This is a genomic window from Luteibacter sp. 3190 (assembly GCF_031456385.1).
Taxonomy (GTDB): domain Bacteria; phylum Pseudomonadota; class Gammaproteobacteria; order Xanthomonadales; family Rhodanobacteraceae; genus Luteibacter.
On sequence record NZ_JAVDUO010000001.1, the window covers coordinates 1,939,250 to 1,956,023 of the forward strand.

A 16,774-nucleotide genomic window follows, 5' to 3' on the forward strand; every position below is an offset into this window, starting at 1 on the left:
CACCCCTCCGGTAGCGAAGTCCGCCTTCTACCGGAGGGTGGGAGCCGATCGATCACACCGGGATCTGCGCCAGCTGCGCCAGCCTGCGGACCGCGACCGAGGCGATCGGGTAATCCGCGTTCTGGGTGAGGATCTCCGCCAGCATCGCGCGGGTGTACTTCAGCGTCGGGTCGTCGCGGTCCAGCCAGGCCTTCACCGGGCTCACATCCGTGCGATCGCCGGCCACGCTGAGCACCTGAAGCGCGAGGGCGCGATGCTGGGCGTTGAGCTCGTCCAGCAACGAACCGCGCGCCTGCGCGTGCCATGCGCCCTCGACGGCCAGCGCCTCGATCTGGCCACGCAGCCAGTCGAGGTCCAGCGCCTCGGCCAGTTCGTAGAACACCGTCGCGACCGTCGCGATGTCGCGGCCGCTCTGGCGCGACACTTCCACCATGTCGAGCGCGGAGCGCAGCACCGGCACGCGGGCCAGGCGGATCGCCAGCGCGTTGGGCACGCCCAGGCCTTCCCACTTCTCCTGGCTGGCCGCGAAGTCGCCGCGACCCGTGTTCGTCAGGGCATCGGGCAGTGCCTTGCGCAGCGTCGTGACGTCGTTGGCGTAGCGGTCGACGTTGGCGGCGATGTCGAGCGAACCACCCGGACGGTTCAGCAGCCAGCGCGTCAGGTGACGCAGCAACGACCAGATCTGCAGGACGGCGTCGATCTGCGTGTCCTCGGCGATCTTCCCGTCGAGCGCTTCGATGTCCGCCCACAGGTCGCGCGCGTCGAGGATCTCGCGCGCGGCGGTATAAGCCTTCGCGATCGCCGCCGGGCCCTGGCCCGTGTCCTCCTGCATGCGCATCATGAACGTCGCGCCCATGCGGTTGATCGTCGAGTTGGTCACCGCGGTGGCGATGATCTCGCGCTTCAGGCGATGGCGCTGCATGTGCTCGGCGTACTTCTCGTGCAGCGGCACGGGGAAGTACCGCACCAGTTCGCGCGAGAGGTACGGATCTTCCGGAACGTCGGAATCGAGCAGCTGCTGGAACAGCCGGATCTTGTCGTAGCTCAGCAGCACCGACAGTTCGGGACGCGTCATGCCCTGTCCGCGGAGTTTACGGTCGGCCAGTTCCGCGGCCGTCGGCAGCGACTCCACCTGGCGGTCGAGCAGGCCCTCGGCCTCGAGCGTGCTGATGAAGTGGGCCATCGAGCCGAGACGGCGCACGGACTGGTGCTCCATCACGGTGATCGCCTGGTTCTGGCGATAGTTGTCCCACAGCACGAGGCGGCCGACCTCGTCGGTCATCTCGGCGAGCTGCTTGTTGCGGCCCTCGAACGTGAGCTCGCCACGCTGCACGGCGTCGTTGAGCAGGATCTTGATGTTCACCTCGTGATCCGAGGTGTCCACGCCGGCCGAGTTGTCGATGAAGTCCGTGTTCATCAGCACGCCGGCCTGCGAGGCCTCGATGCGACCCTTCTGGGTCATGCCCAGGTTGCCGCCCTCGCCCACGATGCGGCAGCGCAGTTCGCTGCCGTTGACGCGCAGCGCGTTGTTCGCGCGGTCGCCCACGTCGGCGTGCGTTTCGCTGGTCGCCTTGACGTACGTGCCGATGCCGCCGTTCCAGAGCAGGTCGACCGGCGCCTTGAGGATCGCCGAGAGCAGGTCGGACGGCGCCATGTGCGTCACCTCGGCGCGGATGCCGAGGGCGGCGCGGATCTGCGGCGACACCGGAATCGACTTCGCGCTGCGCGGGTACACGCCGCCTCCGGCCGAGATCAGCGACTTGTCGTAGTCGTCCCACGAGGAACGCGGCAGCGCGAACATGCGCGTGCGCTCCTTGAACGACACCGCGGCATCCGGATCCGGATCGAGGAAGATGTGCCGATGGTCGAACGCGGCCAGCAGGCGGATGTGCTCCGAAAGCAGCATGCCGTTGCCGAACACGTCGCCGGACATGTCGCCCACGCCCACCACCGTGAAGTCTTCCGCCTGGCAATCGCGGCCCAATGCACGGAAGTGGCGCTTGACCGATTCCCACGCGCCCTTGGCGGTGATGCCCATGCCCTTGTGGTCGTAGCCGTTGGAACCGCCCGACGCGAAGGCGTCGTCGAGCCAGAAGCCGTGCTCGGTCGAGATCGCGTTGGCGATGTCGGAGAACGTGGCGGTGCCCTTGTCGGCCGCGACGACGAGGTACGGATCGTCGTTGTCGTGGCGCACGACGTCGTGCGGCGGCACGACGCTGCCCTCGACGAGGTTGTCGGTGATGTCCAGCAGGCCGTTGATGAACATGCGATAGCACGCGATGCCCTCGGCCAGCTGCGCGTCGCGATCCGCACCGGCAGGCGGACGCTTAACGAAGAAGCCGCCCTTCGAGCCGACGGGCACGATGACGGTGTTCTTCACCATCTGCGCCTTGACGAGACCGAGCACCTCCGTGCGGAAGTCCTCGCGGCGGTCGGACCAGCGCAGGCCGCCGCGCGCGACGGGACCGAAGCGCAGGTGGATTCCCTCCACGCGCGGCGCGTAGACGAAGATCTCGCGGTACGGCACCGGCTTGGCGAGGTCGGGCACCTTGTGCGAGTCGAACTTGAAGCTGATGTAGGGACGGAACGCGCCGTCCCATGCCTGGAAGAAGCTCGTGCGCAGCGTGGCGTGCACCAGCGCGATGAAGCTGCGCAGGATGCGGTCCTCGTCGAGGCTGGAGACGTTGTCGAGCAACGCCTCGATCGCCTCCTCCACCGCCTTGACCTGGTCCGCGCGCGCGCTGCCCAGCGAGGCGACGAGGTTGCCGATCAGGCCCGGATGGGCCGCCAGCGTGTCGGCGTCCATCAGCGTGTGCATCTCGTGCGAGAGCATGCTCTCCGCGCGCTCGCGCTCGGCGCCATCGAGGCTCTCGCGACGTGGATCGAAGCGCGCGTTGAACAGCTCGACGATGAGGCCGGCGATGGCGGGGTAATGGTTGAGCGCGTCTTCCATGTACGCCTGCGAGAACGCCACGCCCGTCTGCAGGAGGTACTTGCAGTAGCTGCGCAGCACGGCGACCTGGCGCCAGCCCAGCTTCGCGCCCAGCACGAGGCGGTTGAAGCCGTCGTTCTCCGCGTTGCCGCGCCAGATCTGCTCGAAGGCGTCCTCGAAGAGCGTCCCGACCTGCTCCACCTCGAACGCGAGGCGGCCGACCGGCTGGACCTCGAAGTCCTGGATGAACAGGCGGCTGTCGGCCACCTTCACCTCGTACATGTGCTCGGTGAGCACGCGCAGGCCGAGGTTCTCCAGCTGCGGCAACACTTCGGACAGCGCGATGTCGGAGCCGGAACGGTAGACCTTGAAGCGCAGTTCCTCCGGCCGGTGCGGCGGGTGGTAGAACGACATGCTGATCGCGTCGGGGCCATCGAGCCCCGCCAGCGCGCGGACGTCGGCCGCGGCGACCTGCGGCGCGACCTCGTCGACGTAGCCGGCCGGCAGCGCCTTGCCGTAGCGGTTGGCCAGGATGATGCCCTGCTGCTCGCCGGCGCTCTCGATGAGGCGGTCGCGCAGTTCGTCGTGCCAGTTGCGGGCGATGGAGGCGATCTGCGCCTCGATGGCGGCCGCGTCGTACACCGGATGGTCGCCGATGCGCGGGCGCACCACGACGTGCAGGCGGACCAGCGCCGCCTCGCCCATCAGCACCGCGGAGTCGACGTGCTCGCCGTGGAAGGCCTCGCGCAGCACGCCTTCGACGCGCTCGCGGACCGTGGTGTTGAAGCGGTCGCGCGGGATGTAGACGAGGCAGGAGAAGAACCGGCCGTAGCTGTCGCGGCGGATGAACAGGCGCGTGCGCGTGCGCTGCGCCAGTTCGAGCAGGCCCATGGCCAGCGCGAAGAGCTCGTCGGTGCTGCACTGGAACAGCTCGTCGCGCGGCAGCGTGTCGAGGATGTGGCGCAACGCCTTGCCCGAGTGCGAGTCGCGCTTCAGGCCGGAGCGGGACATCACGGCCTCGCACTTGTCGCGCACGAGCGGCACGTGCTGCGGGTGCGCCATGTACGCGTTGGACGAGAACAGGCCGAGGAAGCGCTGTTCCGCGACCGGCCGGCCCTTGTCGTCAAAGCGCAGCACGCCGATGTAGTCCATGTAGCCCGGACGGTGGATCGGCGAACGCGCGTTGGTCTTGGTCAGGATGATGGCGTCCGTGGAGCCCGAGCGCGGCAGCTCGTTCGCCGCCAGCGTGCGCAGCGAGCGCGGCGCCAGAGAGCGTTCGGCGGTGCGCAGGATGCCGAGGCCGGACGTTTCCACAGCCTTCAGGACCTCGTCGCCCGCGTCGGCGGCGACTTCGTATTCACGGTAGCCCATGAAGGTGAAATGGTCGTCGGCCACCCAGCGTAGGAAATCGGTGGCTTCACGGACTTCGTCGGCGGTGTACGGGAGCGAGCGACGGCCCAGGTCCTCCGCGACCTCGACCATCTTCGCGCGCATGGCGCGCCAGTCGTCCACGGCCTCGCGGACGTCGGCGAGCGCGGTTTCCACGTTCGCCTTGAGGGTGTCGAGCTCGGTGTCGTCGATGCGATCGATCTCGAAGCGCATGATCGACTCGGTCGTCGGGCCGGAACCGATCGACTCCAGCACGCCCGACGCCGAACGCACCACCGGAACCACCGGGTGGATGATCGCGTGGATGTCGGCATGGGCCGCGGCCACCATCGACACGGTGTCGACCAGGAAGGGCATGTCGTCGGTGACGACCTCGACCACCGCGCGGGTGCCCGAGACGCCCGGGTTGTACACACGAACCTTCGCTTTACCCGGCGTGCGCTCGCGCGCGAAGCCCAGGAGGTCGGCGATCAGCGCGGCCCAGCGATCCGGCGCGTGCAGCGCGTGGTCGGCGGGGGCGATCCGCTCGAAGAAGGCCTCGATAAAAAAGCGCGCCTCGTTGAGGCGCTCCGCGGGGTAGTCGATCTTTTTGAGTTCATCGAAGACAACGGCGTGGAACGGGCCGTTTTCGGCAGCGCGAATCGCATTCATGGGCGGATTATCGATGTGGGGAAGGTCGGGAAATCCGTGAAAGCATAGCTCTCACGCATGGCATGTAGCCACACCGGCCGGGGCGCGCCGTTGCCGTATTTTCACTGCGTCGCCGCATCGATCGCGCACGAAACGCCCGGTCGCGGCATGCGCTGCTCGTCCTCGCCGCATGTGCATCGCAACAATACGCATGCGAATGCGTGGCATGACCGTTGACGATGGTCCGGCGGAGATTCTAAACTGGACGGTATAGTCCAGCAGGTATGCGAAATGTCGAACCTGGATGCCCGCCCCGCTTCCGATCACCAGCAGCGGGTGCTCCAGGCGGCGTGCGCGCTTTTCCTGCGCGACGGATATCGCGTCAGCATGGGCGCCGTGGCACGCGAGGCGGGCGTGTCCAAGCAGACCGTGTATGCGCATTTCGACAATAAGGACAACCTGTTCCACGCCGCCGTCGAACAACTGGTCTTGCCGCTCCACGCCAGCCTCGCCCCGGAGAGCGCCGGCCTGGCCTCGATGCTCCATGCACTCGCCAGGGCGCACCAGACTTACGTGATCGACCACGCGCACGTGGCGCTGGGTCGCATGCTGATCGCCGAGGCGCCGCGCTTTCCCGCGGCGGCGCGGACGTTCTTCCGGACCGCGATCGATACCGTCGCGACCCGGCTGGCGCGCTGCATGGCCGAGGCGATGGAACAGGGACGCATGCGCGCCGAGGACCCGGACGTCGCCGCGGAGCTGTTCCTGTCCATGCTGCATGGGCTCGAAGGCGACCGGCGTTTGTTCGGAATGCGCGCGAGGGGTCAGAAGGCACAGGACGCGTGGGCCCGCCACGCGGTAACAGTATTTATGCACGCTTACGACATCCACCCGGATGCCGGGGCGCGAACGAACAAGAAACCCGGAAAAGGATCGGAGTCCCCATGAATCCCCTGCCCCTGCGCTCGTCCCTGCTGGCCCTCGGCCTCGCTGCGGCGCTCGCCGCCTGCCACAAGCAGGAAGCTCCCCAGCAGCCGCCGCCGCCCGAAGTCGGCACGATCACCGTCCAGCCGCAGAACGCGCCGCTGGTGCAGGACCAGGTGGGTCGCGTCTCCGCGTTCCGCACCGCGGACGTCCGCGCCCGCGTGCCCGGCATCCTGCTGCATCGCCTCTACGACGAAGGCACCGACGTCAAGGCGGGCCAGAAGCTGTTCCAGATCGACCCGCAGCCGCTCAAGGCCGAGCTCGACGCCCAGCTCGCGCAGCTCGCCTCCGCACGTGCTTCGGCGGTCAACGCCAAGGCGCAGGCGGACCGCGCCCGCGGCCTGATCGGCAAGAACTACGTGTCCCGCCAGGACCTCGACACGGCCGAGGCGAACCAGCGCACGGCCGACGCCGCCGTGAAGCAGGCCGAGGCCAACGTGCAGTCCGCCCGCATCAACCTGGGCTTCACCGACGTGGTCTCGCCGATCGACGGCCGCGCCGGGCAGCAGCAGGTCACCGAGGGCGCCCTCGTCGGCCAGAACGAAACCACGCTGCTGACCCAGGTCGACCAGCTCGACAAGGTCTACGTGAACTTCAGCGTCTCGGTCTCCGATCTCGACGCCATGCGCCGCGCCGCCGCGGCCGGCGCCGCGACGCTGTCGCCGACCGACCAGACGACCGTGCGCATCATGCTGCCGGACGGCTCGGACTTCGGCGAGGCCGGCACGCTCGACTTCTCGTCGGCCACGGTCAATCCGCAGACCGGCACCGTGAGCCTGCGCGCCCTGCTGAACAACCCGGACCAGCGCCTGCTGCCGGGTCAGTTCGTGACGGTGAAGGCCACGCTCGGCGACCTGCACAACGTGTTCCTGGTGCCCCAGGCCGCGGTGCTGCGCGACGCCAACGACGCCTACGTGATGGTCGTCGGCGAGGGCCACGTCAAGGATCCCCAGACGGGCCAGGACAAGACGATCCCGTCGGCCGCCGTCCATCGCTCGGTGAAGACCGACCGCATCGTCGGCCCCAACTGGATCGTCACCGGCGGCCTCAAGCCGGGCGACCAGATCATCGTCCAGGGCCTGCCCAAGGCGAAGGAAAACGCCCCGGTCAAGGCATCGCCCGCGCAGGCCGCTCCGGCCGGCGCGTCGACCGCCGCCGGCGCACCCCACGCCGCGGCCGGGCAGTAAGGGAGTTTCGTCATGCCGAGTTTCTTCATCGACCGCCCCATCTTCGCGTGGGTCGTGGCGATCCTGATCAGCCTGTGCGGCACGATCTCCCTGCTCAACATGGGTATCGAGTCGTATCCGAACATCGCACCGCCGCAGGTCGTCGTCACGGCGACCTACCCGGGCGCGAGCGCGGACACGACCGAGAAGACCGTGACGCAGGTCATCGAGCAGCAGCTGACCGGTATCGACCACCTGCTCTACTTCAGCTCCGCCTCGAGCTCCAGCGGCACGGCCACCGTGACGCTGACCTTCGAGACCGGTACGGACCCCGACATCGCGCAGGTCCAGGTGCAGAACAAGGTGTCGCTCGCGACGCCCCGCCTGCCCTCGGAAGTGACGCAGCAGGGCGTCGTGGTGGCCAAGTCCAACCCCGACTTCCTGATGTTCGTGGCGCTGACATCGTCGAACCCGACCATCGACGGCAACCGCCTGACCGACATCGTGTCGTCGCAGGTGCTCGACCAGATCGCCCGTATCCCGGGCGTCGGCAGCACGCGCCAGCTGGGTTCGGAGTACGGCATGCGCGTCTGGCTGAACCCGGACAAGCTGCGCGGCTACGGCCTCTCGGCCACCGACCTGCGTAACGCCCTCAGCACGCAGAACGTCCAGTTCGCCGCCGGCTCGATCGGTACCGACCCGGCCGTGGACGGCCAGGGCTTCAGCGCCACGGTGTCGGCCGAAGGCCGGTTCACCTCGGCCGAGGAGTTCTCGGACATCATCCTGCGCGCCAACAACGACGGCACGGTCGTGCGCCTGAAGGACGTCGCGCGCGTCGAGCTCGGCCCGCAGACCTACGGCTTCAACGCGCAGTGGAACGGCACCCCGACCGGTTCTTTCGGTGTGCAGCTGCTGCCGGGCGCCAACGCGCTCGACGTCGCCAACGCCGTGCGCGCCAAGATGGCGGAGCTCGCCAAGAGCTTCCCGGACGGCGTGACCTGGTTCGCGCCGTACGACACGACGAAGTTCGTGACGATCTCGATCGAGGAAGTGGTGCACACCCTCGTCGAGGCGATCATCCTCGTCTTCCTCGTGATGCTGCTGTTCCTGCAGAACTTCCGCGCCACGGTCATTCCGACGCTCGTCATCCCGGTGGCGCTGCTCGGCACGTTCCTCGGCCTCTCGCCGCTGGGCTTCACCGTCAACCAGCTCACGCTGTTCGGCATGGTGCTGGCGATCGGCATCGTGGTCGACGACGCGATCGTCGTGATCGAGAACGTCGAACGCATCATGTCCGAGGAAGGGCTTTCGCCGAAGGAAGCCACGCGCAAGGCCATGGGCCAGATCACCGGCGCGGTCATCGCGATCACGGTGGTGCTCGCCGCGGTGTTCGTGCCGTCGGCGCTGCAGCCCGGCGCATCCGGCATCATCTACAAGCAGTTCGCGCTGACGATCGCGGTCTCGATGGGCTTCTCGGCCTTCCTCGCCCTGTCGTTCACGCCGGCGCTGTGCGCGACGATCCTCAAGCCGACGCACGACCACAAGAAGAACATCGTCTACCGCAAGTTCAACCAGGTGTTCGACTGGGTGCAGGGCACCTATTCGGGCCACATCAGCAGCGCCGTGCGCCACGCCCCCCGCTGGATGGTGGTGTTCGTGCTGATCGCGGTGGTGATGGGCTTCCTGTTCGTCCGCCTGCCCACCAGCTTCGTCCCTGACGAAGACCAGGGCTACGCGCTGGCGATCGTGCAGCTGCCGCCGGGTTCGAGCATCGCCCGTACCGAGAAGGTGATGACCGACATGCGGTCGATCATCCTCAAGGATCCGTCGGTCGAGGGCGTGTTCCAGATCTCCGGCTTCAGCTTCGTCGGCTCCGGCGAAAACGTCGGCATGAACTTCATCCGCCTGAAGGACTGGGACCAGCGCGACCTCACGGCCACGCAGATCATCCAGCAGATGAACGGCAAGATGCAGGCCGTGCGCGACGCCACGATCTTCGTGGTGAACCTGCCGACGATCCGTGGCCTGTCGCAGTTCGGCGGCATCGACATGTACCTGCAGGCGCGTGCCGGCCAGTCGCGCGCGGAACTTCAGCAGGCGCGCAACATCCTGCTGGGCGCCGCGTCGCAGAACAAGGCGCTGGTCGGCATCCGTCCGAACACGCTGGAAGACGCGCCGCTGCTCCAGCTGCAGGTCGACCGCACGCAGGCGCAGTCGATGGGCCTGTCCGTCAGCGACATCTACACCGCGATCCAGCTCACGCTCGCGCCGGTGTACATCAACGACTTCCAGTACGGCGGCCGCGTCAAGCGCGTCATGCTGCAGGCCGACGCGCCCTACCGCATGGGCACCGACGCCTTCGAGCACATCTTCACCCCGAGCGGCCTCGCCTCCTCGTCGTCGTCCTCGACGTCGTCGACCGCGACGGGCGGCACGGTGGCCAGCGCCTCGACCGGCCTGGACGCCGCGATGATCCCGCTGTCGACGGTGGTCAGTTCGAAGTGGACGATGGCCGCGCCGACGCTCAACCGCTACAACGGTTACTCCGCGGTGGAAATCGTCGGTAACGAAGCGCCGGGTTACTCCACCGGCCAGGCCATGGGCATCGTCGAAGGCATCGTCAACGACAAGCTGCCCAAGGGCTTCGGTTACGACTGGACCGGTCAGTCCTACCAGGAAATCCTGTCCGGCAACTCGTCCACGCTGCTGCTCGCGCTGTCGGTCGTGATCGTGTTCCTCTGCCTCTCCGCCCTGTACGAAAGCTGGTCGATCCCGGTTTCCGTGCTGCTGGTGGTGCCGCTCGGCATCCTCGGTACCGTCGTCTTCTCGATGCTCCGCGGCCTGCCGAACGACATCTACTTCAAGATCGGCATGATCACCGTCATCGGTCTGGCGGCGAAGAACGCGATCCTGATCGTGGAGTTCGCGGTCGAACAGCAGCAGGAAGGCAAGACGCTGCGCGAGGGCATCATCGAGGCCGCCCGCCTGCGACTGCGCCCCATCCTGATGACGTCGCTGGCCTTCATCCTCGGCGTGTTCCCGCTCGCGATCTCCACCGGCGCGGGCGCGAACTCCCGCCACGCGATCGGCACGGGCGTCATCGGCGGCATGCTCTTCGCCACGTTCCTCGGCCTGCTGCTGATCCCGGTCTTCTACGTCAGCGTCCGCCGCCTGCTGGGCGACAAGCTCGACGAGGTGTCGCACAACATGCCGAAGCCCGGCCACGATCCGGACGGCGACGGCCCGCACGGCGGCCCCTCGAACGGTCCGTCAGGCGGTGGCAACCCGTCGACGACCATCGTGCCGCACGCGCCGAATGTGGGAGACGTCACCCACTTCGACTCGGACCCGCGACGCGGAACGGATCGACCGTAACGAAAAAGCCCGGCGAAAGCCGGGCTTTTTTTTGCGGGACCGGACCTGGCGCGTGACCTTGATGACCAGGGCGAAGAGCCGTCGCGGCCGGGTCCGCTCCCATCAAGCGACATGGTGGGAGCGGACCTGGCCGCGACATCTTCTCGCGATCACCCCGGAACTGGCGCGCGAGCTTGATGACCGGGGCGAAGAGCCGTCGCGGCCAGGTCCGCTCCTACAGGAGGAGCGCGGGGCGATCAGCGCAGGCCGGTTTCCGCCCGCGCGATCACGAGGCGCTGGATCTCGCTCGTGCCCTCGTAAATCTCGGTGATCTTCGCGTCGCGGAAGTAGCGTTCCAGCGGCATTTCCTTCGAATAGCCCATGCCGCCGTGGATCTGCACGGCCTGATGGGTGATCCACATCGCGGCTTCCGAGGCCACCAGCTTGGCCATCGAAGCCTCGGTGCCGAAGCGGCCGCCGGTCTTCTCGACCTGACCCTTGGTCCACGCCGCGCGCAGCGTCAGCAGGAGGGCCGCGTCCAGCTTGCACTTCATGTCGGCGATCTTGGACTGCGTCATCTGGAACGTGCCGATCGGGTGGCCGAAGGCCTTGCGATCGCGCGACCACTGCAGCGTGGCCTCGTACGCGGCGCGCGCGATGCCCACCGCCTGCGACGCGATGCCGATGCGGCCGGCGTCCAGCACGCCCATGGCGATGCCGAAGCCCTTGCCTTCGTCACCTAGGAGGTCTTCCTTCGGGCAGACGTAATCGTGGAACTCGATCTCGCACGTGGCCGAGGCGCGGATGCCGAGCTTCGGTTCCGTCTTGCCCGCGAGGAAACCCTCGCGCTTCGTGTCGATGATGAACGCCGACACCCCACGGGCACCGATGCCTGGCGTGGTCACGGCGAACAGCACGATGTAACGCGCGACCGGACCGGAGGTGATCCAGCTCTTCTTGCCGTTGATGACCCAGTCGCCGTCCGCGTTCTTCACGGCGCGCGTATGCATGTTCGAGGCATCCGACCCGGACTGCGGCTCCGTGAGGGCATAGGCGCCGATCGCCTCGCCCGACGCGATGGCGCGAACGTACGTCTGCTTCTGGGCTTCGTTGCCGTACTTCAGGATGCCGTTGCAGAACAGCGAATTGTTCACCGACATGATCGTGGACGTGGCGGCATCGGCGGCGGCGATCTCGACCATGGCCAGCACGTAGGCCACCGGGTCCATGCCCGCGCCGCCGTATTCCTCGGGCACCTCGATGCCCATGAGGCCCAGCTGGCCCATCTCCCGGATGTTCTCGAGCGGGAATTCACCCTTCGCGTCGAGTTCGGCGGCGACGGGTGCGATGCGCTTCTGGGCGAAGTCCCGGGCGATGGACTGGATCGACAGCTGATCGTCGGTAAAACGGAAATCCATGGGTGTTCCTCGCGCCGGTCCGATGAGCCGGCAAAGTCTGGTGGAATCGAGCCCGCCATTCTAACGACCGTGCGGCGACAAGCCTCCCTGCACTGCAACATGTCCGCTTGACGCACGCGCGCGTCGGCCCCATCCTACGTATCTCTATATCGCGATATAAGGATGTTGGATGGATCTGTCGACGGCCTCCACGGTGCTGCGGCTCCTGGCCGATCCAACCCGTGTCCGGCTTCTCGCCCTGCTCGACCGCGAGGAACTGACGGTGGCCGAACTGGCCGCCGTGCTGCACCTCGCCCAGCCCCGGGTGTCCACCCACCTGGCGAAGCTTAAGGAAGCCGAGCTCGTCCGCGACCGCCGCGCCGGCGTCTCCGCCTACTACCGCGCCAATGTCGAGGCCGATCCGACCCTCGTGGCACTCGTCGCCTCGCTTCGCGACACGCTGAGCGACGCCCTGTTGCGCGAAGACGCCGAACGCCTCCCCGCCGTGCTGGCCCAGCGAGCCCGCGCGGAAGGCTGGGCCGACACCGTCGCCGGCGACATGGAACGCCACTACTCGCCCGGCCGCACGTGGGAGACGCTCGCCCGTTCGCTTCTCCAGCTGCTCACCACGGGCGACGTCCTCGACATCGCATCGGGCGACGGCGTCACCGCCGAGCTGCTCGCGCCCCACGCCCATTCCATCGTCTGCATCGACAGTTCCGAACGCGTGGCCGACGCGGCGCGCCAGCGCCTTTCGGCGTTCTCCAACGTCGATGTGCGCACGGGCGACATGCACGCGCTGGACCTCGGCGACCGCCAGTTCGACCTTGTCCTGCTGCTCCACGCCCTCACCTATTCCGACCGGCCGCAGACCGTTTTCGACGAGGTCGCCCGCGTCCTCAAGCCGGGCGGTCGCGTGCTGGCCTCGACGCTTGGCGAACACGATCACCGCGCCGTGGTGGAACCGTTCGATCACCGCAACCTCGGCTTCACCTGTGACGGCCTGACCGAGCTGGCCCGCAAGGCCGGCCTCGAGGTGGTCAGCTGCGAGCGCCTCAGCCGCGAACGCCGCGCGCCGCACTTCGAGGTGGTCAGCCTCCTCGCGCGCAAGCCCCAAGGAGACGCATGATGAGCACGCTGCCCTGGCTCCACCCCGACCGCGTCGCCCTGATCCAGAAAGGGCTGGCGGAACGCATCATGATCCTCGACGGCGGCATGGGCACCATGCTACAGGGCCACCGGCTCGACGAATCCGGCTACCGCGGCGAGCGTTTCGCCGGCGGCCACGACAGCACGCACGACCACGGTCACGACCATCCGGGCGAGTGCGACCTGAAAGGCAACAACGACCTCCTGCTGCTGACCCAGCCGGACATCATCCGCGGCGTGCACGAGGCCTATCTCGAAGCCGGCGCGGATTTCATCGAGACCAATACGTTCAACGCCACCCGTGTCAGCCAGGCCGATTACCACCTGGAGCATCTGGTGCCGGAGCTCAACCGCGAGGGCGCGCGCATCGCGCGCGAAGCCTGCGACGCCATGACGGCGCGCACGCCGGACCGCCCGCGCTTCGTCATCGGCGTGCTGGGTCCCACGAGCCGCACGGCGTCGATCTCGCCGGACGTCAACGACCCGGGTTACCGCAACGTCTCGTTCGAGGAGCTGAAGGCGAACTACATCGAGGCCGCGCGCGCGCTCATCGAAGGCGGTGCCGACACGATCATGGTCGAGACCATCTTCGACACGCTCAACGCGAAAGCCGCCCTGTTCGCGCTCAGCGAACTCTTCAACGAGCTCGGCGCGCGCGTGCCCGTGATGATCTCCGGCACGATCACCGACCGCTCGGGCCGCACGCTGTCCGGACAGACCGCCGAGGCGTTCTTCTACTCCGTCGAGCACATCCAGCCGCTGTCCGTGGGCCTGAACTGCGCGCTGGGCGCCGAGGATCTGCGCCCGCACGTGCAGATGCTCTCCCGCATCGCCGGCGCGGCCGTCAGCACGCATCCGAACGCCGGCCTGCCCAACGCGTTCGGCGAGTACGACGAGACGCCCGAGACCATGGCCGCCACGATCGAGAGCTTCGCGGCCGAAGGCCTCATCAACATCGTCGGCGGGTGCTGCGGCACCACGCCGGCCCACATCGCGGCCATCGCCGCCGCCGTGGCGCCGTACGCGCCGCGTGTGCCGAAGGACGACGCGCAAGCCGCATGAGCATCCGATATACGCGCCTCTCCGGCCTCGAGCCGCTGGTCATCACGCCCGACCTGAACTTCATCAACGTCGGCGAACGCACGAACGTCACCGGCTCGGCACAGTTCCGCAAGCTCATCAAGGAAGGCCGCTACGAAGAGGCGGTGGAGGTCGCGCGCCAGCAGGTGGAGAACGGCGCGCAGATCATCGACATCAACATGGACGAGGGCCTGATCGATTCCGAGGCCGCCATGACGCGCTTCGTGAACCTGATCTCGTCCGAACCGGACATCGCCCGCGTGCCGATCATGGTCGACTCGTCGAAGTGGAGCGTGATCGAGGCCGGCCTGCGTTGCATGCAGGGCAAGGGCATCGTCAACTCGATCTCGATGAAGGAAGGCGAGGCAGCGTTCCTCGAACACGCGCGCAAGGTCCGCCAGTACGGCGCCGCCGTGGTGGTGATGGCGTTCGACGAAGTCGGCCAGGCGGACACGAAGGAGCGCAAGATCGAGATCTGCTCGCGCGCCTTCGAACTGCTCGTGGACGAAGTGCACTTCCCGCCGGAAGACATCATCTTCGATCCCAACATCTTCGCGATCGCCACCGGCATCGAGGAGCACAACAACTACGCGGTCGACTTCATCGAGGCCACGCGCGAGCTGAAAAAGCGCTTCCCGTCGTCGCACGTCTCCGGCGGCGTCTCCAATGTGTCGTTCTCGTTCCGCGGCAACAACCCCGTGCGCGAGGCGATCCATTCCGTGTTCCTCTACCACGCGATCGCCGCGGGCATGGACATGGGCATCGTCAACGCCGGCGCGCTGGCGATCTACGACGACCTGCCGGAGGAGCTGCGCGAGCGCGTCGAGGACGTGGTGCTCAACCGCCGCGCCGACGCGACCGAACGTCTCCTCGAGATCGCCGACCGCTATAAGGGCGGCAAGGGCGAGGTCGCGGTCGAATCCGCCGCCTGGCGCGAGAAGCCGGTGGTCGAGCGCCTCAGCCATGCGCTGGTGCACGGCATCGACCAGTTCGTGGTCGAGGACACCGAGGAGGCGCGCCTCGCGGCGAAGCGGCCGCTCGACGTCATCGAGGGCCCGTTGATGGCCGGCATGAACGTGGTCGGCGACCTCTTCGGCGCGGGCAAGATGTTCCTGCCCCAGGTGGTGAAATCCGCCCGCGTGATGAAGAAGGCCGTGGCGCACCTCATTCCGTACATCGAGGAAGAGAAGCTCCGCTCCGGCGACGCGGGCAAGAACAACGGCAAGATCGTGCTCGCCACGGTCAAGGGCGACGTCCACGACATCGGCAAGAACATCGTGGGCGTGGTGCTCCAGTGCAACAACTTCGAGGTCATCGATCTCGGCGTGATGGTGCCGACGCAGAAGATCCTGGACGTCGCCCGTTCCGAGAACGCCGACATCATCGGCCTCTCGGGCCTGATCACGCCCTCGCTCGAGGAGATGAGCCAGGTCGCGCGCGAGATGCAGAGGCAGGACTTCCAGGTCCCGCTGATGATCGGCGGCGCGACGACGTCGCGCGCCCATACCGCGCTGCGGATCGAACCGCACTACAAGTCGCCCACCGTGTGGGTGAAGGACGCTTCGCGCGCCGTGGGCGTGGCGCAGTCGCTGGTCAGCAAGGACCTCGTCGACGAGTTCATGGCGAAGGTGCGCGCCGAGTATGCCGAGGTGCGCGAGCGGCACAAGAGCCGCGGCACCGGCAAGCAGCTCGTGCCGCTCGCCAAGGCGCGCGCGCAGCGTTTCCAGGGCGACTGGCAGGCGTACACGCCACCCGTGCCGCGCACGCCGGGCGTGACGGTCTTCGATGACTACGACCTTGCCGAGCTGCGCTCGTACATCGACTGGTCGCCGTTCTTCAACGCATGGGAGCTGGCGGGCAAGTTCCCGGCCATCCTCACCGACGAGGTCGTCGGCACGCAGGCATCGGAGCTCTACCGCGACGCGCAGGCCATGCTCGATCGACTGATCGCGGAGAAATGGCTCACGGCGAAGGGCGTCATCGGCTTCTGGCCGGCCAACCAGGTCGGCGACGATATCGAGGTGTACGCCGAGCCCGGCAGCGCCAAGCGCAAGCCGGTCGCCACCCTGCGCCATCTTCGCCAGCAGGCCGACAAGCCCGTCGAGCGGCCGGATTTCTGCCTGGCCGACTTCATCGCGCCGCGCGACAGCGGTGTCGAGGACTGGGTCGGCGGCTTCGCCGTCACCGCCGGCATCGGCATCGACGCGCACGTCGCGCGCTTCGAGGCGGTGCACGACGATTACTCGTCGATCCTCCTCAAGGCGCTGGCGGACCGCCTGGCGGAAGCCTTCGCCGAGCGGATGCACGAGCGTGTCCGCAAGGAGTTCTGGGGCTACGAGCCGGACGAGGCCCTGGACAACGAGGCGCTTATCTCCGAGGCCTACCGCGGCATCCGCCCTGCCCCGGGCTACCCCGCGTGCCCGGAACACAGCGAGAAACGCACGCTGTTCGACCTGCTGGACGCCACGGCGCACACGTTCATCGAACTCACGGACAGTTTCGCGATGTATCCGACGGCGGCCGTCTCGGGATGGTATTTCTCGCACCCGGACAGCCAGTACTTCGTCGTGGGCCGCCTCACGCGCGAGCAAGTCGAGGACTATGCGAAGCGCAAGGGCTGGGATCGCACCGAGGCCGAACGCTGGCTCGCGCCGTATCTCGATTACGACCCGGACTGAGGGCCGGGGCCCGGC

Annotated in this window: 7 protein-coding genes and 1 pseudogene; 6 read left to right on the top strand and 2 right to left on the bottom strand. The window is 67.6% G+C overall.

Annotated elements, in window-relative coordinates:
• Positions 1-52: 52 nt before the first annotated feature.
• Positions 53-4,972, bottom strand: coding sequence for an NAD-glutamate dehydrogenase domain-containing protein (locus J2X58_RS08785; RefSeq protein ID WP_310047631.1), 4,920 nt, complete (start codon positions 4,970-4,972; stop codon positions 53-55).
• Positions 4,973-5,242: 270 nt separating this feature from the next.
• On the opposite strand from J2X58_RS08785, the gene J2X58_RS08790 reads away from it, so the two are divergent.
• The 3 genes and pseudogenes from J2X58_RS08790 to J2X58_RS08800 all read left to right on the top strand — a co-directional run.
• Positions 5,243-5,899: a TetR/AcrR family transcriptional regulator gene (locus J2X58_RS08790; RefSeq protein ID WP_090052351.1), complete on the top strand. Its 657-nt coding sequence runs from the start codon at positions 5,243-5,245 to the stop codon at positions 5,897-5,899.
• Positions 5,896-7,122: an efflux RND transporter periplasmic adaptor subunit gene (locus J2X58_RS08795; RefSeq protein WP_090052349.1), complete on the top strand. Its 1,227-nt coding sequence runs from the start codon at positions 5,896-5,898 to the stop codon at positions 7,120-7,122. The genes J2X58_RS08790 and J2X58_RS08795 overlap by 4 nt, the downstream gene beginning before the upstream one ends.
• A 12-nt stretch (positions 7,123-7,134) precedes the next feature.
• Positions 7,135-10,296: pseudogene (locus J2X58_RS08800) on the top strand (multidrug efflux RND transporter permease subunit); the annotation flags it as partial.
• 416 nt (positions 10,297-10,712) lie between these two features.
• On the opposite strand, the gene J2X58_RS08805 reads toward J2X58_RS08800, so the two are convergent.
• The gene (locus J2X58_RS08805; RefSeq protein WP_310047921.1) at positions 10,713-11,897 is read right to left on the bottom strand and encodes an acyl-CoA dehydrogenase family protein; all 1,185 of its coding nucleotides are present in this window, start codon (positions 11,895-11,897) and stop codon (positions 10,713-10,715) included.
• Positions 11,898-12,042: 145 nt separating this feature from the next.
• On the opposite strand from J2X58_RS08805, the gene J2X58_RS08810 reads away from it, so the two are divergent.
• Genes J2X58_RS08810 through metH form a run of 3 tightly spaced genes read left to right on the top strand, consistent with a single transcriptional unit; the run spans position 12,043 to position 16,759 of the window.
• Complete coding sequence (locus J2X58_RS08810) at positions 12,043-12,981, top strand: metalloregulator ArsR/SmtB family transcription factor (RefSeq protein ID WP_310047633.1); 939 nt, start codon at positions 12,043-12,045, stop codon at positions 12,979-12,981.
• Complete coding sequence (locus J2X58_RS08815; RefSeq protein WP_090176315.1) at positions 12,981-14,063, top strand: homocysteine S-methyltransferase family protein; 1,083 nt, start codon at positions 12,981-12,983, stop codon at positions 14,061-14,063. Before J2X58_RS08810 ends, J2X58_RS08815 begins: the two co-directional genes overlap by 1 nt.
• Complete coding sequence (metH, locus tag J2X58_RS08820) at positions 14,060-16,759, top strand: methionine synthase (RefSeq protein WP_310047636.1); 2,700 nt, start codon at positions 14,060-14,062, stop codon at positions 16,757-16,759. The genes J2X58_RS08815 and metH overlap by 4 nt, the downstream gene beginning before the upstream one ends.
• Positions 16,760-16,774: the final 15 nt, after the last annotated feature.

Excerpts from the sequence above, each read along its gene's own strand:
- J2X58_RS08785 (WP_310047631.1), bottom strand. The coding sequence starts at position 4,972 with ATGAATGCGATTCGCGCTGCCGAAAACGGCCCGTTCCACGCCGTTGTC.
- J2X58_RS08815 (WP_090176315.1), top strand. The coding sequence starts at position 12,981 with ATGAGCACGCTGCCCTGGCTCCACCCCGACCGCGTCGCCCTGATCCAG.
- J2X58_RS08810 (WP_310047633.1), top strand. The coding sequence starts at position 12,043 with ATGGATCTGTCGACGGCCTCCACGGTGCTGCGGCTCCTGGCCGATCCA.
- J2X58_RS08790 (WP_090052351.1), top strand. The coding sequence starts at position 5,243 with ATGTCGAACCTGGATGCCCGCCCCGCTTCCGATCACCAGCAGCGGGTG.
- J2X58_RS08795 (WP_090052349.1), top strand. The coding sequence starts at position 5,896 with ATGAATCCCCTGCCCCTGCGCTCGTCCCTGCTGGCCCTCGGCCTCGCT.
- metH (WP_310047636.1), top strand. The coding sequence starts at position 14,060 with ATGAGCATCCGATATACGCGCCTCTCCGGCCTCGAGCCGCTGGTCATC.